The 18,571-nt window shown below is 67.0% G+C and carries 18 protein-coding genes and 1 tRNA gene; 12 read left to right on the top strand and 7 right to left on the bottom strand.

Annotated features, from left to right (window positions below; all coding sequences use genetic code 11):
- A partial coding sequence (locus VJ811_RS14055; RefSeq protein ID WP_324073383.1) for an acyl-CoA dehydrogenase family protein occupies window positions 1-787 on the bottom strand: 787 nt, incomplete at its 3' end.
- A gap of 78 nt (window positions 788-865) precedes the next feature.
- On the opposite strand from VJ811_RS14055, the gene VJ811_RS14050 reads away from it, so the two are divergent.
- The gene (locus tag VJ811_RS14050) at window positions 866-2,122 is read left to right on the top strand and encodes a dipeptidase (protein WP_324073382.1); all 1,257 of its coding nucleotides are present in this window, start codon (window positions 866-868) and stop codon (window positions 2,120-2,122) included.
- Window positions 2,123-2,246: 124 nt separating this feature from the next.
- Here the strand turns inward: VJ811_RS14050 and VJ811_RS14045 are convergent, their stop codons facing one another.
- Both VJ811_RS14045 and VJ811_RS14040 read right to left on the bottom strand, forming a co-directional pair.
- Window positions 2,247-2,657 (bottom strand): DoxX family protein, encoded by a 411-nt coding sequence (locus VJ811_RS14045; RefSeq protein WP_324073380.1) that lies wholly within the window; start codon window positions 2,655-2,657, stop codon window positions 2,247-2,249.
- Window positions 2,654-3,946 carry an FAD-dependent oxidoreductase gene (locus VJ811_RS14040; RefSeq protein ID WP_324073378.1) on the bottom strand — a complete coding sequence of 431 codons (1,293 nt, stop codon included), beginning with the start codon at window positions 3,944-3,946 and terminating at the stop codon, window positions 2,654-2,656. The genes VJ811_RS14045 and VJ811_RS14040 overlap by 4 nt, the downstream gene beginning before the upstream one ends.
- A 156-nt stretch (window positions 3,947-4,102) precedes the next feature.
- On the opposite strand from VJ811_RS14040, the gene VJ811_RS14035 reads away from it, so the two are divergent.
- From VJ811_RS14035 to VJ811_RS14020, 4 genes are all read left to right on the top strand, one after another.
- Window positions 4,103-4,176 (top strand) — tRNA-Gln (locus VJ811_RS14035).
- Between the two features lie 210 nt (window positions 4,177-4,386).
- A complete protein-coding gene (locus tag VJ811_RS14030; protein ID WP_324073376.1) occupies window positions 4,387-4,989 on the top strand; it encodes a hypothetical protein in 603 nt (200 codons plus the stop codon).
- Window positions 4,967-5,521, top strand: coding sequence for an RNA polymerase sigma factor (locus tag VJ811_RS14025; protein ID WP_324073373.1), 555 nt, complete (start codon window positions 4,967-4,969; stop codon window positions 5,519-5,521). The genes VJ811_RS14030 and VJ811_RS14025 overlap by 23 nt, the downstream gene beginning before the upstream one ends.
- Complete coding sequence (locus tag VJ811_RS14020) at window positions 5,518-5,841, top strand: hypothetical protein (protein WP_324073372.1); 324 nt, start codon at window positions 5,518-5,520, stop codon at window positions 5,839-5,841. The genes VJ811_RS14025 and VJ811_RS14020 overlap by 4 nt, the downstream gene beginning before the upstream one ends.
- Here VJ811_RS14020 and VJ811_RS14015 read toward each other — a convergent pair.
- From VJ811_RS14015 to VJ811_RS14005, 3 genes are all read right to left on the bottom strand, one after another.
- Entirely contained in the window at window positions 5,838-6,563 is a 726-nt protein-coding gene (locus VJ811_RS14015) for a hypothetical protein (protein WP_324073370.1), read from the bottom strand. The genes VJ811_RS14020 and VJ811_RS14015 overlap by 4 nt on opposite strands.
- A gap of 3 nt (window positions 6,564-6,566) precedes the next feature.
- Window positions 6,567-7,778: a toxic anion resistance protein gene (locus tag VJ811_RS14010; protein WP_324073367.1), complete on the bottom strand. Its 1,212-nt coding sequence runs from the start codon at window positions 7,776-7,778 to the stop codon at window positions 6,567-6,569.
- Between the two features lie 64 nt (window positions 7,779-7,842).
- A complete protein-coding gene (locus VJ811_RS14005; protein ID WP_324073365.1) occupies window positions 7,843-8,811 on the bottom strand; it encodes a bile acid:sodium symporter family protein in 969 nt (322 codons plus the stop codon).
- A gap of 157 nt (window positions 8,812-8,968) precedes the next feature.
- On the opposite strand from VJ811_RS14005, the gene VJ811_RS14000 reads away from it, so the two are divergent.
- The 7 genes from VJ811_RS14000 (at window position 8,969) to VJ811_RS13970 (ending at window position 15,536) form a co-directional block, all read left to right on the top strand.
- Window positions 8,969-9,631 (top strand): 5'-methylthioadenosine/S-adenosylhomocysteine nucleosidase, encoded by a 663-nt coding sequence (locus tag VJ811_RS14000; RefSeq protein ID WP_324073363.1) that lies wholly within the window; start codon window positions 8,969-8,971, stop codon window positions 9,629-9,631.
- Between the two features lie 75 nt (window positions 9,632-9,706).
- Complete coding sequence (locus VJ811_RS13995) at window positions 9,707-10,627, top strand: tetratricopeptide repeat protein (protein ID WP_324073361.1); 921 nt, start codon at window positions 9,707-9,709, stop codon at window positions 10,625-10,627.
- A 68-nt stretch (window positions 10,628-10,695) separates the two neighbouring features.
- The gene (locus VJ811_RS13990; protein WP_324073360.1) at window positions 10,696-11,517 is read left to right on the top strand and encodes a hypothetical protein; all 822 of its coding nucleotides are present in this window, start codon (window positions 10,696-10,698) and stop codon (window positions 11,515-11,517) included.
- A gap of 104 nt (window positions 11,518-11,621) precedes the next feature.
- Window positions 11,622-13,454: a translational GTPase TypA gene (gene typA, locus VJ811_RS13985; RefSeq protein ID WP_324073358.1), complete on the top strand. Its 1,833-nt coding sequence runs from the start codon at window positions 11,622-11,624 to the stop codon at window positions 13,452-13,454.
- Between the two features lie 191 nt (window positions 13,455-13,645).
- Window positions 13,646-14,191, top strand: coding sequence for a pseudouridine synthase (locus VJ811_RS13980; protein ID WP_324073356.1), 546 nt, complete (start codon window positions 13,646-13,648; stop codon window positions 14,189-14,191).
- 118 nt (window positions 14,192-14,309) lie between these two features.
- Window positions 14,310-15,074 (top strand): hypothetical protein, encoded by a 765-nt coding sequence (locus VJ811_RS13975; protein WP_324073353.1) that lies wholly within the window; start codon window positions 14,310-14,312, stop codon window positions 15,072-15,074.
- A 132-nt stretch (window positions 15,075-15,206) separates the two neighbouring features.
- A complete protein-coding gene (locus tag VJ811_RS13970) occupies window positions 15,207-15,536 on the top strand; it encodes a hypothetical protein (RefSeq protein WP_324073351.1) in 330 nt (109 codons plus the stop codon).
- A 278-nt stretch (window positions 15,537-15,814) separates the two neighbouring features.
- On the opposite strand, the gene VJ811_RS13965 is transcribed toward VJ811_RS13970, so the two are convergent.
- A complete protein-coding gene (locus VJ811_RS13965; protein WP_324073349.1) occupies window positions 15,815-18,499 on the bottom strand; it encodes a TonB-dependent receptor in 2,685 nt (894 codons plus the stop codon).
- Window positions 18,500-18,571 lie beyond the last annotated feature (72 nt).

The following is an 18,571-nucleotide window of genomic DNA, read 5'->3' as shown; positions in this document are numbered from 1 at the left end:
CATAGGCGCAGCAGCCCATCGCCATGCCGAGCCGCTCGCTGTTGAAATTGCGCATGATGCCGATGAAGCCGCCGTTCTCCGGACCGATCAGATTTTCGGCCGGAACGCGAACGTCGCTGAAATGGATCGCGGCGGTGTCGCTGCAGCGCCAACCCATCTTGTCGAGCCGCGTGCGCTCGACGCCGGGGCTGTCCATGTCGATCAGCAGCAGCGAGATGCCCGCGGCGCCCGGCCCGCCGGTGCGCACCGCGCAGGTCAGCCAGTCGGCGCGCATGCCGCTGGTGATGAACATCTTGCCGCCGTTGACGCTGTACGAATCGCCATCCTTGACCGCGGTGGTCTTGAGGTTTGCGACGTCGCTGCCGCCGCCCGCCTCGGTGATGCCGAGCGCGATGATTTTTTCGCCCGCGAGCACCGGCGGCGCGACGCGCTGTTTCAGCTCATCGGACCCGAGCGCAAGGATCGGCGGCAGGCCGATGCCGTGGGTCATCAGCGACGCACCGAGCCCGCCGGCGCCAACCGCGGCGAGTTCCTCGGTCAGCACGAGGCCGTGGAAATTGTCGAAGCCTTCCGAATGCCCGCCATATTGTTCGGGATAGCGCAGGCCAAGGATGCCGGCCTCCGCCGCCTTCTTGTGGAGTTCGCGCGGCAATTCGCCCTCGGCTTCCCAGCGGTCGATATGCGGCGCGATCTCGCGCGCGACGAAACGGCGGACGCTTTGCGCCAGCGCTTCGTGGGTTTCGTCATAATAGGGTGAGCGCGCGCGCCAGTCGTCGAAAGCTGTCATGGCGCGATGCTGCGCGGGGTTTACGCTTCCGTCAAGCAGGGCTTGCGCAGCGCTGACAAGGACTTAAGGTCGCGCGCCATGAACAAGCCCATCCTGCTCGCCGGCCTCGCCGCATTCGTCCTCCTGTCCACCCCTGCCGCCGCGCAAAAGTCGCCCGAGGCGACCGCCGAAGCCGCGCTGAAGAAGGCGCCGGTGTTCGACGGGCATAATGACGTGCCGTGGGAATTGCGCGGGCAGGTCGGCAATGTGATCAATGACTTCGACTTTCGCGACACCACCAAGCCCAAGCCCGACGGAACGGTGATGCACACCGACATCCAGCGCCTGCGCAAGGGGCATGTCGGCGCGCAATTCTGGTCGGTCTATGTGCCGTCGAACACGAATGAGCAGCAGGCGGTGCAGCAAACGATCGAGCAGATCGACGTCGCGAAGCGGCTGATCGCCCGCTATCCGAACGACCTCGGCTTCGCCTCGACCTCGACCGAGCTCGAAAGCCAAATGAAGGCGGGTAAGGTCGCCGGGATGCTCGGGATGGAGGGCGGCCAGTCGATCGGCTCGTCGCTTGCCGTGCTGCGCCAGCTCTATGGCATGGGCGCGCGTTACATGACGCTGACTCATGGCAAGACCACGCCGTGGGCCGACAGCGCGACCGATGCGCCGCAGCATGACGGGCTCACCGATTTCGGGCGCCGGGTCGTGCAGGAAATGAACCGCATCGGCATGATCGTCGATTTGAGCCATGTCAGCGAAGCGACGATGAAGGATGCGCTCGAAGTATCGAAGGCGCCGGTCATGTTCAGCCATTCGGGCGTCCGCGCGGTCAACGACCATCCGCGCAACGTGCCCGACAGCGTGCTGCCCGCGGTGAAAGCCAATGGCGGCGTCGTGATGGTCGTGCTCTATGCCGCCTTTCTCGATCCCAAGCTGCGCGCGCATGGCCTGTCGCGGACGGCGGAGAAGGCGCGGCTCGATGCGCTGTACGTCGGCAATCCCGATGCTGTCGCCCCGGCGCTGAAAGCGTGGGATGCGGCGAACCCGGCGCCGCAGACGCCGATCGGTATCGCAGCGGACCATATCGACCATATCAAGGCGACGATCGGCGTCGATCATATCGGGATCGGCGGCGATTATGACGGGATGGACGCGACCCCGGTGGGACTGGAGGATGTCACGGGCTATCCGCGGCTGTTCGCCGAACTCGCGCGGCGCGGCTATACGCAGGCCGAACTCGAAAAGATTTCGAGCGGCAACATGCTGCGCGTGCTGAAGGCGGTCGAAGCCTATGCGGCGAGCCAGAAGGGCCAGCCGCCGATCGAGACGCCGGTCGCGAAGTGAATAGCCCTCCCCCTTGATGGGGGAGGCAGCGAGACTTGGCGATGCAATCGCCTAGTCGCAGCGGAGGGGGTGCGTTGCGGCCCAGCTTTTGCCTGAGACTCACCCCCACCCAACCCTCCCCCCATCAAGGGGGAGGGCTTTTCCGGCGAAACGGCCAGTCGGTCGCGCCGCTTGCCCAGAGTGCCGACCAGATGATCAGCGGCTGCGCGGCGAGGCGCGGGCCGTGATACCACCAGCCGAGCGTATCGCCGCCGATCGCGACATTGGCGAGTGCGTGATGAAAATTGGCGGGCCAGACGCACAGCGCATAGAGCGCGAGGCCCCAGCCGGCCGCCTTGCGCGTCGCCGGGATCAGCAGCCCGACCGCACCCGCGATCTCGGCGATGCCGGTTGCCGCGACAACCAGCGCGGGCTGCGGCACCCACGACGGCGTGATCGCGAGGAAGGGCGCGGGGGCGATAAGGTGGCGATAGCCGGCGTAGCCATAGGCCAGCGCGAGCAGCCAGCGCAGCGCGGCGCGGACGGGTGCGGTCAACGGCCGAGCGCGGTCAGCATCGCCTCGACGCTGGTGAATTTTTCGCGCGGGCGGCCGTCGAGCGCGGCCGCAACCTCGGCCTCCTCGATCCGGCGCCAGTCGCGGAAGGTGACGGGGGTGACATCGCGGCTCGCGAGCAGCGCATCGAGCCCTGGGCGTCCCGCCTTGCCTGCGCCGCGGCCGATGTCCTCGAGCACCATTTCGCCGATGCGCGCGCCGTCGGGCTTGTTGGTGCCGATCGTTCCCGACGGCCCGCGCCGCGCCCATCCGACGGCGTAGAGACCGGGCAGGATGCGGCCCTCGTCGCTCGCGAAACGGCCGCGGCCATGCTCGTAAGGGACGCCGGGGATCGGCGGCGTCTGGTAACCGATACAGCTGATCACCAGCCCGGCATCGAGCGCATAGGTTTCGCCCGTGCCGTGGCTGGTGAGGTCGGCGTCGAGCGTCGTGCGTTCGACGATCACGCGCTGCACGCGGCCGTCGCCCTCGATTGCGACGGGCATCGCGAAGAAATCGAAGTCGATCGTCACCGGCTTGGCGACCGGGTTGGCGGCGAAGCTGCGCAAATGCGTCACCGATTTGCGCATCCCGGGTTCGAGCAGCGCATCGTCGCCCTCGGGCGGCAGGTCGGCGGGGTCGACGCGCGGGCTGGCGCGTTCGAGATGGCCGAGCTCGCCGAGCTCCTTCGGCGTCATCGCGATCTGGTGCGGGCCGCGGCGGCCGAGGATCTGGATATGGCGTACCGCGCTCCCGGCCAGCGCGTCGCGGGCGTGCGCGACGATGTCGCTGCCCGCGAATTCGCCCGGCGTCTTGGCGAGGATGCGCGCGACATCGAGCGCGACATTGCCGTTGCCGATCACCACGACGCCGGGGGCGCCCAGCGGCGGATTCAGATCGGCGAAGTCGGGATGGCCGTTGTACCAGCCGACGAAAGCGGCGCTGCCGATCACGCCGGGCAGGTCGGCGCCGGGGATGTCGAGCGGCCGGTCGTTGGGCGCGCCGGTCGCGAGGATGACGGCGTCGTAAAGCCCGGCGAGCTCGTCGATCGTCACGTCGGTGCCGACCGAAACATGGCCGACGAAACGGACATTGTCGGTGAGCGCGGTGCCCTCGTAGCGGCGCGACACCGCCTTGATCGACTGGTGGTCGGGCGCGACCCCGGTGCGGATCAGGCCATAGGGGACGGGCAGCCGGTCGATGACGTCGACTGCAATATCGTCCGCTTTCTGCAATGTTTCGGCTGTGTAATAACCCGCGGGGCCCGACCCGACGATCGCGACATGACGCATCAACCCACTCCTTCGGGTGTCCGCGCGGGCGCGCGGCCCCTATCTTGTTATGCGGACGATGCTAGCGGCGAAATGCGTCAGGGCAAGCGGACTTGTTCGGGCGCGCGAACCGGCCTTGACAGGGGACCCGTGCAGTCATATCTGGCCCGCCTCTGCTGCCCTGTCGTCTAATGGTAAGACTGCGGTTTCTGATACCGCCTATCGAGGTTCGAATCCTCGCGGGGCATCCAGAGCTTTCCCTTCGTTCCCAAAAAATCTCTTCTCTTCGCATCCACTGGCGTGCGTCGTGCCGTCCAGTCCATGACCGGCCGCTGCGCCGGTCCGGGCGGCGGCGTCGCGCGGCGGTTGATTTGGCTCCCCGGTGCAGATCATCCCCGCCTTGCCGGAGGCCGCCGCCTGTGGTTTCACCATGCCGAGCGGCATGAAGGAGAGATAAGTCGATGGACCTGATGATCACGACGGCCGCTGTGGCCGCAGCCGCGGCGCCCGCGGTGCCGCCCGCCGCAACGGTGACGGTGCCCGTTACGGCCGCCCAATCGATCAGCCCGGCCGACGTCGCCGCCTATATCGACCCGCGCGACATCGCCTCGTTCATGCCCGCGCCGCCGCCGACCACCGAACTCGTCGCGCTCAGCAATGATTTTTTCGGCTGGCTCGAAAATATCACGATGGTCGCGCTCTTCGTTATCGGCTTCTTCCTGCTCGCGCGGCTGCTCCACGCATGGATGCTCCACCGCTCGATCCGCCGCGCGCTCGAGGCCAAATCGGATGCCGTCGGACCGTTGATCGACAAGCTCAACAAGCCCTATGAGCATCTCGGCCCGCAGAATGCCGGCGAACCGTCCGGCGGCGACGACCGCAACGCGCTGGTGCTGCTCGCGATCGGCCTCGCGATGGCGGGCTTCGGGCTGATCCAGGGCAATGAGCAGCTGATCCGCATTTCGTCGGGCGCCGCGCTCTTCCCCGCCTTTGTCGGCATCGCGCTGCTCGTCCGCCGCCGCCTCGCGCGCGCTGCGGCCCTTGAGGAGCGCGCCGCTGCGTGATGGGGCGAGCGCCGATGAGGATTGGGCCCTCAACCAGCGTGTCGCGGGGGGAGATCGCGCCGCTTTCCAGCTCCTCGTGCTGCGGCACGAGGGACGGTTGCGCGCTTTCCTGTCGCGTGCCGCCGGGTGCGATGCCGACGATCTGGCGCAGGAAGCCTTTGTCCGCGCGTGGCAGCGCGCGGGCGAATATCGGGGGAAGGGGAGTTATGCGGCGTGGGTCATGGGGATCGGCTGGCGGCTGTTCCTCGACCAGCGGCGCACCGCGCGGCGGCGCGAGGGACTCTTGGGACGCGAGGAGATTGCAAGTTCGACCGATCCGCGTCCGGCGAGTGACGCCGCGATCGACGCCGGCCGGCTGCTTGGCGCCTTGTCGCCGCAGGAGCGCGCCGCGCTTACCCTGTGTTTCGGCCACGGCTGGTCGCATGGCGAGGCGGCCGCGATCATGGGCTTGCCACTCGGCACGCTCAAATCGCTCGTCTTGCGCGGGCGGGCAAAGGCGCAGAAGATGATCGGCGAAGGAGCGGACGCATGACGGCGCCGGACGATCGGGACATCGACGCGATGCTGGCCGCGATGCTGGCGCCGCCCGCGCGGCCGGGCGATCGCGGCTTTGCGGTGGGAGTCGAGCGCGCGATCGATGCGCAGGCGGCCTATGCCCGCGCGCGGCGGCGCTTCTGGCGCAGCTTCGCGTTCGAGGCGCTGGCGATCGGCGCGCTGCTCGCGGCGCTGTGGCTCTTGTCGTCGGCGCCTTTGCTCGCGCCGCTCGCCGGGGCGGGGCATTGGGGGCTCGCCCCGCCGCTGCTGCTCATCCTGCTGCTCTGGTTCGGGACGCAGCGCTGGCGGCAGGCCTAGCTGGCGGGAACGTCCTCGCCGTCGATGCCCTGATATTTGAGCTGGAGATAGCGTTCGCGCGTCGCGAGCTTGTCGAGTTCGCCCGCCGCGAGGCTTCGCGCGGCGTTGCCAATCTCGCTTTCGAGCATCTTCAGCCCGCCGACAAGCGTCTCGTCGGGTGTGCGCCCGGCGTGCGCTTCGGTGCGGAGGCCTGCGGGAATGCGCTGATAACCCGCGACGAGTTCGGGCAAATCCTCGCCGACGAGTTTGCGGATGTTCGCCGCCGCCGGACTCGCCGCGTCGAGCGTCTGGAGCTGCGGCGCGAGCAGGTCGAGCTGGACGCCGATGCCGTCGACGAGCTGGCGTGCCGGGGCAGGGAGCGCGGGGCGCTGCGCCTCAAGCCAGATTTCGGTGCGGCCGGCGAGCTGCTTGAGGTCGGCCTTGGGCAAATCGGCCTGGCGCGGCTCGGGGAAGGGCGAGCGCCCGAACAGCACCGCGACCCCGATCAGCAGGATGAACAAAGCGAGCAGCCCGGTGAAGCCGAGCGGCTGGATCAGCGCGCCGAACACCGCGGCGCCGATCAGCACGATCCCGCCCGCGATCAGCACGCGGCCAAGCTTCTTATAGAGATGCTGGCGGCGCAGCGCGACGCTCTTGGTGCCGATCGGGCGGCGGCGTTCGCGCGACCGTTCGATCGCGGAGGCGGCCGTAACCCGGATCTTGTCGACTTCGCTCATACTCATATTTTAGCCTTCGAGCGATGCGAGCGGGCTGTCGGCGCCGCCGACGCTCGCCTGCGCCTGGCTCGCGCCCTCGGCGCGCGCGATATAGCCCTTCGACTTGGCGACTTCGCCCTCGAGCGTCGTCACCGTCGTCTTCATGCTGTCGAGCGCCTTCAGCTTGAAGGTGTCGATCGCGTCCATCGTGTCATAGATATTCTGGAACGCGCGCTGGAGCGTTTCCATCGGGATCGTGCTCGACGCCGCTTGCTCGTGGATGCGCGCGGTGTTGTCCTTGAGCATCTTCGACGTGCCGTCGATGATGTTCGCGGTCGTCGTGTTGAGCGCGGTGATCTGTTCGAGCACCAGCTTCTGGTTCGTCATCGCCTGCGCGACGGTGATCGCGGTCTTGAGCGCACCGACGGTCGTGGTCGAGGCGCGGTCGACGCCTTTCACCAGCTCGACATTATTCTTTTTGACGAGATCGAGCGCGAGATAGCCCTGCACCGTCACCGCCATTTGCGTGAGCAAATCCTGGCTCCGTTGGCGCGCGTAGAAAAGCGCATTTTCGCGCAGCACCTTCGCCTTCGCCGGATCGACGCCGTCGAGTTCGGCTGCCTTGGCTTCGAGCTTTTCGTCGAGCGTGCCCGCGATGTGGACCATCTGTTCCAGCTTGCCCATCGCTTCCCACAGCTTGCGCCGTTCGACGTCGATCGCGGCATTGTCCATCAACAGCTCGTCCTTGCCGTTCGACAGCGCGGTGAGGACGCCCGAGATATGCGACTGAGCCGAGCGGTACTGGGCGAAATAATTGGTGACGCTGCTGCCGAACAATTTGTCGAGGAAACCGCGCTTGGACAGCAATTTGCCGTTCGCCGATGGGTCGAGCCGCTCGACGGTGTTGCGCAGTTCGATCAGGTTCATCCCGATGTCGGTGTCGCGGTCCATCGCCTTGATCGGGCGGTCGAGGAAGCGGTTCGACTGGTTCGCCGCCTCCAGCATTTCCTTGCGGCCCATGTTGGTGATCTGGTCGACCTTCTGGCCGAAGGCGGGCGAATTGACGTCCTGCGCGACCAGATCGTCGATGAAACCGTCGACGCGTTCCTCGAGCTTCGATTTCTGCTCGGTCGACAGCGGCACCAGGCCGGCGGCCTTTTCGGGCGCGACCGCGGGCACCGGATCGGGCGGGGTCAGCTTCAGCTCGTCGGTCGCGGTTGCCGTCGCGGTTTCGTTGCTCATTCGTCTTCCTTCCACCCCCCAAAGTGACCCTGGGGCCACTGCCTATATGGCATGCGTATCTGTGTTATTCAAGCACCACACCCTGTCCCGACCGCAGCACCGGCGCGATCCATGCGGACAGGATCAGTTGCGCCATATGATAGACGAGGATCGGAACGAGCACCATGCCGGCGATGGCGGGCGGGAAAAGCGTCGCGGCGAGCGGCGCGCCGACCGCGATGCTCTTTTGCGCGCCCGAAAACAGCAGCGTGATGCGGTCGGGCCGCGCGAGCTTCAACAGCCCCCCGAGCGCCCAGGCGCCGCCGAAGGAGAGCGTAAGCAGCATCGCGACCGCTGCAAGCACGATGGCGATCTCGCGGCCGTCGAGCAGGCTCCAGATCCCCGCGACGACCGCGGCCGAGAAAGCGACATAGACCGCGATCGCGATCGCGGTGCGATCCATCAAGGTCGCGAGGCCGCGATGCGCGAGCACCCACGGCCGCAGCCGGCGCTGGACGAGCTGCCCGGCAACGAAAGGCACGAGCAGGATCGAGACGATACGGAGCACCGCCTCGCCATGGATCTCCCCCGCGCTTCCAGCGAGCAGAGCGAAGAGCAGCGGCGAGAGCGCGACCCCGCTGAGGTTGAGCAACGCCGCCGCGACGACGCTCGCCGCGACATTGCCGCCCGCGAGGCTGCTCGCCGCGGTCGCCGACTGGACGGTCGAGGGCAGGATGCCGAGAAAGAGGAAACCGAGCGCGAGCGTCGCGGGGAGCAGCGGCGCGGTCGCCGCCTGCGCGGCGAGGCCGAGCAGCGCCATGAAGCCGAAACAGAAAAAGAGCGCGCCTCCCTGCAGCTTCCAGCCCAGGATGCCGTGAAGGACCTCTTCGCGCGGCAGGCGCACGCCGTTGAGGAAGAAGAGAAAGACGATCGCCGCGGTCGACAGCGCACTCGCGATCGGCACCGCCGCGCCGCGCACCGGCAGCAGGCTCGCGAGCAGGATCGTCGCGAACAGCACGGGGACGAAGCGGTCGGGGAAGATGCGGGCCAGCATTGGGAGAAGCGATGGCGCTATCCCGCCGCGTTGGCAAGCCATCGGGTCCAATCATTCCGTTCGCATCGAGCGAAGTCGAGATGCCCCGAAGGCGCGCGTTGACGAGGGGTGTCTCGACTTCGCTCGACACGAACGGAAACGGGATTATGCAGACGCAATGGCCCATATCCTGATCCTCGCCGCGCTCCCCGAAGAGGCCGACGCGCTGTTTCCCGGCACCGGGGAATGTGTCGGCGGGCTGTTCGCCGAACGGCGACTGGCGATCGCCGGCCACAGCCTCGTCATTGCGACGTGCGGGCTTGGTAAGGTCAACGCCGCGCTGTGTGCGGGCGCGTTGGCGGGCGATGCCGATATGCTGTTGATGACCGGCACCTGCGGCTCGCTGGGCGCGGCGCCAGGGGCTTATTGGCTCGCCGAGGCGTTGCAGCATGACTATGGCGCCAGTCAGCCCGGCCTGTTTCGCCGCTACCGCGCGGGCGAATGGCCGATCGGCGAGGCCGGCCCAGAAACAGATGGGGCGCATTTTTCGGCGATGCCCGACCCCGGCCTCGGGCTGCCGCATGCGCGCATCGCGAGCGGCGACTCTTTTATCGCGTGCCCCGACGCAGCCGCCGATCTCGCCAGCCTCGGTGCGACGCTCGTCGACATGGAGGTCGGCGCGGTGGCGCAGGTCGCGGCGCGGCTGGGCAGGCCCTGGGCGGCGATCAAGGCGGTCACCGACGAGGCGAACGGCGACAGCGCGGGCGATTTTCACGCCAATCTCGTCCGTGCCGCGCGCGTCGCCGGGCAAGCGGTCGAGCGGCTGATCGCGATGATCTGACCCTCGCTTCATCGTTCCGCGGGGGCCGCGTTTGTGGTAAGCTGGCGCCCGTATCGACCGCGGGAGAGACTCGTCATGCGCTATCGATCTTCACTATCCATCGCCGCGGCCTGCGCGATCTTCGTCGCGCCGCTCGCTTTCGCGGCGGGAGGCGGCGGAGGCGGCGGCAGCGCGCCGCCGAGCCAGAGCAGCTACGACCCGACGGCCGACTACAAGAAAGGCGCCGACGCCTTCGCCGCGGGCAAATATGACGAGGCGGCGAAGGCCTTCAAAAAGGTCGTGTCCGCGGTTCCAAAAAACCCGCAGGCCAATTATCTGCTCGGCGCGAGCTATATGGCGCAGGGCGATTTCTCGCGCGCGGTGAAGCCGCTCGAAGCCGCGGTGCGCTATGACGGAAAGATGGTCGACGCGCGCCGCGACCTCGGCATCACGCAGGCGAAGCTCGGCAAGGCCGAAAAGGCCGGCGAGCAGCTCGCGGCGCTCAAGGCGATGCAGCAAGGGTGCGCCGGGACGTGCGCCGATTCGGCGAAGCTCACCGACGCGATCGCCAAGCTGGAGGCGGCGGTCGCCGCGGGCCCGCAGGCGCAAAATGCGGCCGTGCCCGAGGTGCGGCTCGCCGCGGCAGAGACGCTCGATGCGACCTATGTCGCCGCCGTCGGCCTGATCAACGAGCATCGCTACGAAGCCGCGATCGCGAAGCTCGACGCGGCGCTGTGGGCGGCGGGACCGCATCCCGATGTGCTCACCTATCTGGGTTTCGCGAACCGCAAACTGAAACGCTATGACGCGGCCGAGGCCTATTATCGCGAGGCGCTCGCCATCGCGCCGGCGCATCGCGGCGCGCTCGAATATTATGGCGAGTTGAAGCTCGAACGCGGCGACGTCGCGGGCGCCAGGGCACATCTGGCGAAGCTCGAGGCGATCTGCGGTTTCGGCTGTCACGAAGTCGACGAGCTGAAGCGCTGGATCGCCACGGCGCGCGCATCCGCAAGCTGATCGCGTTCGCGGCGCTGCTCCTCGGCGTCGCGGCGACGCCGGGCAGCGCGCCACCGGCGTTCGAGCAATTGCGCTGGACCGCGCCGGGGTCCGAACAGGCGCTCTTATCGGAGCAACCGGCGACCTGTCTTGCGAGCGACACGCCGCTCGTCCGCGGCGGCCGCGCCTTGTTCGGGACACCGACCTTGCTCGGCGGACAGGCGGCGAAGGCGGGTCTGAGCTGCGCGAGTTGCCATATCAACGGGCGCGATAACCCGCATTTCCTGCTCGCGGGTGTGTCGGCGGCGGCGGGAACCGCCGACGTCACGAACAGTTTTTTCAGCGCGGCGCGCGGCAATGGGCGCTTCGACCCCGTCGTCATTCCCGACCTCGCGATGCCCGGAAAGGTTGCGCGCGATCCCGATACACATGCGCTCGAAGGCTTCATCCATACCCTGATCGTCGAGGAATTTGGCGGGCAGGAACCGACTCCGGCGATGCTCGACGCGCTGGCCGCCTATGTTCGCGCGGTGCGGCCGTGCCCGGTGGAAACGAAGGCCTCGCGGCGGCTCGGCGATCAGCTTGCGGCCATCGACGACGGTGTCGCGGGCGCAGAGCTGATGGCGGAGCGCGCCGACCCGCAAGGCGCGCGGCTGGCGATCGCATCGATGCGCCATCAACTCGGACTGATCGCCGAACGCTATTCCGGGCCCCGATTGGCGCGCGAGCGCGAAGGCCTGCTCGCCGCATCGCGCGCGTTGCAGGCGATCGGCGAAGACGACGCCGCGCGGATCGGACCGGCGCTCGCGCGCTGGAAAGGCGATTTCGACACAGGGCTGGCAAAACGGCTGCGCCGCGCCGAGGGGCGTTCACTGTACGACACGAACCGGCTGGCGAAATCGCTGCGCTAGTTCGCGCCATCGGCAATCATGTTGCGCCGCAGCACCCATTCTGTTAGGGGCGCGGCGTTTCGCGGCGCTCCGGGCGCTGCCCCCTTCCATCAAGGCTCTTCCGCATGTCTTTGCGCAATATTGCGATCATCGCCCACGTCGATCATGGCAAGACCACCCTCGTCGACCAGCTTTTCCGCCAGTCGGGCACCTTCCGCGACAACCAGCGCGTCGAAGAACGCGCGATGGATTCGAACGATCTGGAAAAGGAACGCGGGATCACGATCCTTGCGAAATGCACCAGCGTCGAATGGGGCGAAGGCGCCGACCTGACGCGCATCAACATCGTCGACACCCCGGGTCACGCCGATTTCGGCGGTGAGGTCGAGCGCATCCTCAGCATGGTCGACGGCGTCATCCTGCTCGTCGACGCCGCCGAAGGCCCGATGCCACAGACCAAGTTCGTCACCGGCAAGGCGCTCGCGCTGGGCCTGAAGCCGATCGTCGTCGTCAACAAGATCGACCGCAGCGATGCGCGCGCCGCCGAAGTGCTCGACGAGGTTTTCGAGCTGTTTCTGACGCTCGAAGCCAATGACGACCAGCTCGACTTCCCGATCCTCTACGCCTCGGGCCGCGGCGGCTATGCCTCGGAAAGCCCCGAAGCGCGCGAAGGCACGCTCGAGCCGCTGTTCAAGACGATCGTCAGCCACGTCCCGACCCCGGGCCTGCCCGAAGACGGTCCGTTCACCTTCCTCGCGACCCTGCTCGACCGCGACAATTTCATCGGCCGCATCCTGACCGGCCGCGTCCAGTCCGGGACGATCAAGGTCAACCAGCCGATCCACGCGATCGACATGGACGGCAAGATCATCGAAACCGGCCGCGCGTCGAAGCTGCTCGCGTTCCGCGGGCTCGAGCGCGTTCCCGTCGAGGAAGCGCGCGCGGGCGACATCGTCGCCATCGCGGGCCTCGCGCAGGCGACCGTCGCGAACACGATCGCCGACACCAGCGTCAGCGAGCCGATCGCCGCGCAGCCGATCGATCCGCCGACGCTGTCGATGCGCTTTGCCGTGAACGATTCGCCGATGGCGGGCCGCGAAGGCAGCAAGGTGACGAGCCGCATGATCCGCGACCGCTTGTTCCGCGAAGCCGAAACCAATGTCGCGATCCGCATCACTGAAAGCGCCGACAAGGACAGCTTCGAAGTCGCGGGCCGCGGCGAGCTTCAGCTCGGCGTGCTCATCGAAACGATGCGCCGCGAAGGCTTCGAACTCGGCATCAGCCGCCCGCGCGTCCTTTATGGCGAGGACGAGGCCGGCAAGCGCACCGAACCGTATGAAACCGTCGTCATCGACGTCGACGACGAACATAGCGGCACGGTTGTCGAGAAGATGCAGGTCCGCAAGGCCGACCTCACCGACATGCGTCCGTCGGGCGGCGGCAAGACGCGCATCACCTTCAGCGGCCCCTCGCGCGGCCTCATCGGCTATCATGGCGAATTCCTGTCCGACACGCGCGGCACCGGGATCATGAACCGCCTGTTCGAAAAATATGGCCCGTACAAAGGCAATATCGCGGGCCGCCAGAACGGCGTGCTGATCTCGAACGGCAATGGCGAAGCGGTTGCATACGCCTTGGGCCCGCTCGAAGAGCGCGGCATCCTCTTCGTCTCGCCCGGCGAAGCGCTCTATGAGGGCATGATCATCGGCGAGAATGCGAAGCCCGACGACCTCGAAGTCAACCCGATGAAGTCGAAGCAGCTGACGAACTTCCGTTCGACGGGCAAGGACGACGCGATCCGCCTGACCCCGCCGAAGCGCATGACGCTCGAACAGGCGATCGCCTATATCGACGACGACGAAATGGTCGAAGTGACCCCGAAGAATATCCGCATCCGCAAAGCGCTGCTCGACCCGCACGAGCGCAAGAAAGCGTCGCGCAAGAAGGAAGCGGCGTAACAATTCGCGCCCTCCCCCTCAGGGGAGGGCGCCCGCATATTGTCTTTGCTGACTTCCCTGTTTTCGTCATGCTGAACTCGTTTCAGCATCCATGGCCCGCTCTCTCGTTCGGCGCTGCGGTGCCGTACAGGGCAGGCCATGGACCCTGAAACACGGACAAGGGGAGCGGGGCAAATGCGAGGAGCGACGCCGTGACCCGCCTCATGCTGTTCAACAAGCCCTACGGCGTCCTCTCCCAATTCACCGACCGCGGGACGGAGACGGCGCGCGCGACGCTGTCCGATTATATCGACGTGCCCGGCGTCTATCCCGCCGGCCGGCTGGATCGGGACAGCGAAGGCCTGCTGATCCTGACCGGCGACGGCGCGTTGCAGGCGCGCATTTCGTCGCCGAAGCACAAGACGCCCAAAACCTATCTGGCGCAGGTCGAGGGCGAGCCCGACGAAGCCGCGCTCGATGCGCTCCGCCGCGGCGTCACGCTGAACGACGGCATGACGCGCCCCGCGACGGCCCGCCGTATCGACCCGCCCCTGCTGTGGGACCGCGACCCGCCGGTGCGCTACCGCAAGAGCGTTCCGGACAGCTGGATCGAGCTGACGATCACCGAAGGCCGCAACCGCCAGGTTCGCCGCATGACCGCGGCGGTCGGCTATCCGACGTTGCGGCTGGTGCGCTGGCGGATCGGGGGGTGGGAGCTTGGCGCGCTGGCGCCGGGGGAATGGCGCGAGGCCGGGTGAAAGGTCCGCGCGCAATTTCGTCGTCGAACGGCGGCGTACTTGTCAAAGGCCCGGCGCCCCATTATCCGTCGCGAACCTGGCCCCGGGCACCGCAACCGGCGGATGCCGCCACCAAAGATTGTTTCAGCTGAGCCCTGTTCCAGCCACTCCCTATGTCGAACAGCTCAGCATCGGGGCGGGGCGCCGCACGCTTGCCATAAGCCTGGCGGTTCTGATCCCCGCGCTCCTGCTGCTCTTGCTGCTCACCTTTGGCTTTGAAGCGGAGCCCGACTATCGGGAGGCGCGCGTCAGCGCGGTGAGCCTCGAGGCCAGCCAGATTTCGGAGGAAGCGCCCAAACCAAGCAGCGCGAAGCGCGAGCAGACCGAAGAGCAACCCGTGCCGCCCCAGCCGGCAACCGAAGAGCCGCTGCCCCCGCGCGCCGTGGAACCAAAGGTTCCGCCAATCATGAAGACGCCGGCCGAACAGCCGCCAGCGCCGGCGCTTCCCCCGACTCCCGTTCGTCCCCCAAGCGGGAAGGTCTATGGGCCGCCCAACACCGGCGGTTCGTCCGCCTCGCGCGATACGGAACGCGTGGGAACGGCTCCCAATGGCGAGCCGCTCTATGCGGCCGCCTGGTATCGCGAGCCGCGAGACGACGAGCTTCGCGGCTATTTGTCGACCGCCAGCGGACCCGGCTGGGGATTGATCGCTTGCCGCACCGCGCCCGGTTATCGCGTCGAGGATTGCGTCGGGCTCGACGAATATCCGAACGGATCGCAGATCAATCGCGCGGTGCTCGCCGCGGCGTGGGCGTTCCAGGTACGGCCGCCGCGGCTTGGTGGACGTCCGCTGGTGGGCGCCTGGGTCCGGATCAGGATCGATTACGGGATCAAGCGGCGATAGGGCTGGGCGGGGCTGTCACGGCATGGTGCCCGATGCTCAGCAGGGGCCGTCACCGGCGCGGCGCGCCGCGCTTCGTGGCCATTCTTCGGCCGTATTTCGGGGCGAGGATCGGGTTTCAGGGAGGGGCATCGAATGACCATGAAATCCATCGCCGCATCGCTCGCGCTGCTGTCCTGCTGCGCGTCGCCGCTAAACGCCCAGACGATCGACGGCAGCGCACCGATGAACGGCGCCGGACCGGTCGCGACGGGAGGTTTCGTCGGTGCGCGCCTGCGCATCCCGCTCGGCGGAACGAAAAGTGACGAGGCAAGGAAGTTTCGCGTGGGCCTGACGGTGGCGCCGATGCAGCGGAGCGACGGGGTGGGGCTGAAAGGACCCGCGTGGCGCATCGGCGAGGGGCTCGAGTTCGGTTTTCGGGCGACGAGCGATCGCCGCAAATCTCGCTCGCCGGGCAGCGGCTGACGCCGGCGCGTTATGCGCCCGGCCGGTCGACGCCGGCGAAGGGGCGCCGCAATATGTCCGACGCGGGAACCGTGGCGGCGGTCGTGGGCGGCCTCGCGATCCTCGCGGGGGTCGGGCTGCTCGTCGCCCTCGATGCATCGGACGACCCCGACCGCTGCTGCGAATAGCCGCGGCGGCCGGACTGGGGGGCGTCGCGGCCCGAAGCGGCAGTGCAAGGACGCTCTTCGCAACAAGCCTCATATCCTTCCCCCATCGAGGGGGAAGGATAGTGGGTCCGATCAGAACTTCAGGCGCGCCCCGACATAGAATTGGCGGCCATTGTCATAGATCGCGCGCGGGCGGTCGCGGCTGCCCGAATATTGCTCGATCTTCTCGTTGGTCAGGTTGATCGCGTCCGCCGTCAGCGCGATATTGTCGGTGATGTTGACGCTGACCGACGCATCGAGCGACGACAGCGCGGCCTGATTGAGCGGCGCCGCGCGGTCGATATCGATGAAGAATTTCGACCGGTAGTTGTACGAGAGCCGCGCGCTGACGAGGTCGTTTTCATAATAGCCGGTCAGGTTGAGCGAGTGTTTCGAATTGCCCGGGATCGGATCGCCGTTGTTCGCCTTGGCGTCGGAATAAGTGTAGTTCGCCACCATACCGAAGCCGCCCCAGATCGGGCGCGACACCTGGAATTCGAAACCCTGGTTGCGCCCGCCGTCGCCGTTGCTGCGGCGGTTGATCTGATAGGGGCAGTTGAACAGGTTCGGATTGGCGCCGCCCGCCGCGACGCAGCCCGCGGGCTGCGAACCCGGCACGAAGACGCTCGGCAGGATCTCGGTCGAGGTCGTGTTGACAATGTACGACTGGATATCCTTGTAGAAGGCGGCGAGCGCGACGATCGTCTCGCGATCGGGATACCATTCGATCGACAGGTCATATTGGTTGGCGCGGTACGGATCGAGGTTCGGATCGCCGCCGCGGCCGGTGAGCAAGGTGCCGTTGAGGTCGACGCCCGGGGTGATGTCGACGAAGTCGGGGCGCGTCACCGTCTTGCCCGCGGCGAAGCGCAGCACGACCTGGTCCGACAGGTCGACCGACAGGTTCGCGCTGGGCAGGATGTCAGTGTAGGAGCGTTTCGCCCGCGATGGAGTGAAGCCGCCGAACGGATTGGTGAATTGGGGGTTCGCGCCGCCGATGATGAAGCCGTCCGACGTCTGCTTGGTCTCGATCACGCGCACGCCGACATTGCCGCGCCAGCCGTCGCCGCCGAATTTCGCGAGGCCGTAGCCGCCATAGGCTTTTTCGTTGATCGAATAAGTATTGCCGGGAACGAGGAAGCGGTCGGTGCCGGGCGCGGTCTGCGACCCATAGATCTGGCGCAGCTTGGCGGGATCGACGCGCCAATAATCGCGGAGCGTGCCGGGCGACGCGATATTGTCGAGGAAGTCGCCGGGCATCCCGCTGCCGGTCGCGAAATCGGCCGAGGTGCAGGGAACGCCGCCGCAGCGCAGGCCGGGGGTGAAGACGCCGCCATTGGTCGCGAAGCGTTCGGCGACGCGGTCATGGTCGGTATATTTGACCCCGAATTTGAGCGCGGTCATCGGACCCCACTCGACCTCCTTTTCGACGTCGAGATAGAAATATTTCTCCTCATCGTCGTTGGTGACCGACTGCATGCGCGCGAAGTCGGGGCGGATGCCCGCTGGGTTGAGCGGGTTCGGGTTGGAGAAGCTGACTTCGGGGCGGCCGCTGCGCAGGTCGTAGCTGAACGCGCCGGGTCCCGCGAACTCGATGAAATTCTCGTTGCTCGTGTCGCCGTTGGCCTTGGTCCAGCCGACCTTGAAATGCACCGAAAGGCTGTCGACGGGGCGCCAGGTGAGGTCGAAGTCGGCCGAGACGGTCTTGGCGACCGCCGCCCGGTCGATCGCGTCATAAACGACCCCGAAGCCCTGCGTGCCGCCGGCGCGCGATGCGACATTGCCTGCGACCGCGACGCCGTCCTGCACCACCGCATTGCTGATCGTGCCGCCGCCGCCGAGCGCCTGTTCGCCCCATGCGATATAATTCTGGTTGAAGTTGTCGGCGTTGAACCGCGAATAGAGGCCGGTGATGTTGACCTCGAGTTCGTCCGACGGGCGGAACTGGATGCCGATATTGGCGCCGTAACGCTCGCGCGTCTGTTCGAACATCGTCGAGCCGATCAGCGTCGGGACGAGCGCGCTCTGCCCGCCGCCGACGGGGAAGGAGCGATAGCCGAAAATCTCGAGCCCGTCGCGGCGCGTGCGGCGCTTCTGATAGAGGGCGCCGACGAGGACGCCGAAGGTCTCGTCGGCATTCTTCCAGCTGACGAGACCCGAGATCTGCGGATCGAACTTGCCCGACAGGTCCGAATAGACGCCCTGCACCGACGCCGAGAGGGTGAGCGGGTCGAGGTCGAGCGGGTTGCGCGTGATGACGTTGATCGTGCCGCCGACCCCGCCTTCCTCGACGTCGGCCTGCGGGCTTTTATAGACTTCGAGGCGGCCGATGATCTCGGCGGGCAGGGTCAGATAGTTGAAGCTGCGCGTCGAGGCGACCTGGTCGAGGATGAACCAGTCGGCGGTCGCGACACTATGGCCGTTGAGCAAGGTCTTGGTAAGGTTCGGCGCGGTGCCGCGCAGCGAGACGCGCTCGCCCTCGCCGAACTCGCGGTTGACGACGATGCCGGGAACGCGCTGGAGCGCTTCGGCGACATTCTTGTCGGGGAATTTGCCGACATCCTCGGCGGTGACGACGTCGGCGATCACCGACAGGTCGCGCTTGGCGTCGATTGCTTCGCGAAGCGAGCCGCGGATGCCGGTGACGACGATTTCGCTTTCCGCCGCGTCGGCGTCGGCGGCGGGTGCGGTGGCGGGGGTCTGGGCGTGGGCCGCGCTTGCGGCGAAAAGCAGCGTACCAATGCTAGCCGAAGCGAGCAGATATCTTGCATTGGTCATGTTAAGTCTCCCTCTTTTTGATTCTAGATCAATTTTGCTCTGATTTTCGAAGGAACTTATACATACCAATCT

The sequence above is a fragment of the Sphingopyxis sp. genome (genome assembly GCF_035250425.1).
GTDB lineage: Bacteria > Pseudomonadota > Alphaproteobacteria > Sphingomonadales > Sphingomonadaceae > Sphingopyxis.
This window is presented reverse-complemented; position numbering and strand designations above follow the sequence as displayed.

Bases quoted from the DNA above. Each gene is read 5' to 3' on its own strand.
- VJ811_RS14050 (WP_324073382.1), top strand. From the start codon at position 866: ATGAACAAGCCCATCCTGCTCGCCGGCCTCGCCGCATTCGTCCTCCTG.
- VJ811_RS14040 (WP_324073378.1), bottom strand. From the start codon at position 3,946: ATGCGTCATGTCGCGATCGTCGGGTCGGGCCCCGCGGGTTATTACACA.
- VJ811_RS14030 (WP_324073376.1), top strand. From the start codon at position 4,387: ATGGACCTGATGATCACGACGGCCGCTGTGGCCGCAGCCGCGGCGCCC.
- VJ811_RS14020 (WP_324073372.1), top strand. From the start codon at position 5,518: ATGACGGCGCCGGACGATCGGGACATCGACGCGATGCTGGCCGCGATG.
- VJ811_RS14015 (WP_324073370.1), bottom strand. From the start codon at position 6,563: ATGAGTATGAGCGAAGTCGACAAGATCCGGGTTACGGCCGCCTCCGCG.
- VJ811_RS14010 (WP_324073367.1), bottom strand. From the start codon at position 7,778: ATGAGCAACGAAACCGCGACGGCAACCGCGACCGACGAGCTGAAGCTG.
- VJ811_RS14005 (WP_324073365.1), bottom strand. From the start codon at position 8,811: ATGCTGGCCCGCATCTTCCCCGACCGCTTCGTCCCCGTGCTGTTCGCG.
- VJ811_RS14000 (WP_324073363.1), top strand. From the start codon at position 8,969: ATGGCCCATATCCTGATCCTCGCCGCGCTCCCCGAAGAGGCCGACGCG.
- VJ811_RS13995 (WP_324073361.1), top strand. From the start codon at position 9,707: ATGCGCTATCGATCTTCACTATCCATCGCCGCGGCCTGCGCGATCTTC.
- typA (WP_324073358.1), top strand. From the start codon at position 11,622: ATGTCTTTGCGCAATATTGCGATCATCGCCCACGTCGATCATGGCAAG.
- VJ811_RS13970 (WP_324073351.1), top strand. From the start codon at position 15,207: ATGACCATGAAATCCATCGCCGCATCGCTCGCGCTGCTGTCCTGCTGC.
- VJ811_RS13965 (WP_324073349.1), bottom strand. From the start codon at position 18,499: ATGACCAATGCAAGATATCTGCTCGCTTCGGCTAGCATTGGTACGCTG.